The organism is Blastococcus sp. KM273129 (assembly GCF_021698995.1).
GTDB lineage: Bacteria > Actinomycetota > Actinomycetes > Mycobacteriales > Geodermatophilaceae > Blastococcus.
In genome coordinates this window covers 1-341 of record NZ_SSXB01000211.1, presented here as the reverse complement: position 1 = coordinate 341, position 341 = coordinate 1, and the positions used below count along the sequence as shown (strand labels likewise).

1 pseudogene is annotated in these 341 nt (G+C 76.5%); it reads right to left on the bottom strand.

Features of this window, described 5'->3' with window-relative positions:
- Positions 1 to 54: 54 nt before the first annotated feature.
- Positions 55 to 341 (bottom strand): annotated as a pseudogene (locus E9565_RS22070) (hypothetical protein); the annotation flags it as partial.

Genomic DNA, 341 nt, shown 5'->3' with positions numbered 1-341 from the left:
CGCCCGCCTCTGGAGGGGTGCCCTCCCCCGTTCTGGCCAGGCGCCGGGGCGCGGTCACCGCACCGCCGTCACCAGCGGGACGCCGGAGGCGCCGAAGGTCTGGACGACGAAGCCCAGCTCGGCCAGCGTGTCGGCCAGGGCGGCGTCCATGAGCTCCTGCACCGCCTCCAGGACCACCTCCCCACGAGAGAGCTGCACACCCATCCGGTCGTGGGTGCGCCAGCTCACCAGGACCCCGCAGGTGCTGGTCTCGGGCACCAGGCAGACCCCGCCCGAGGTCCCCGCCCCCGCGGCGTCGTGCAGCGGCAGCCCCGCCTCGACCAGCGCCGCGGCGACCAGCC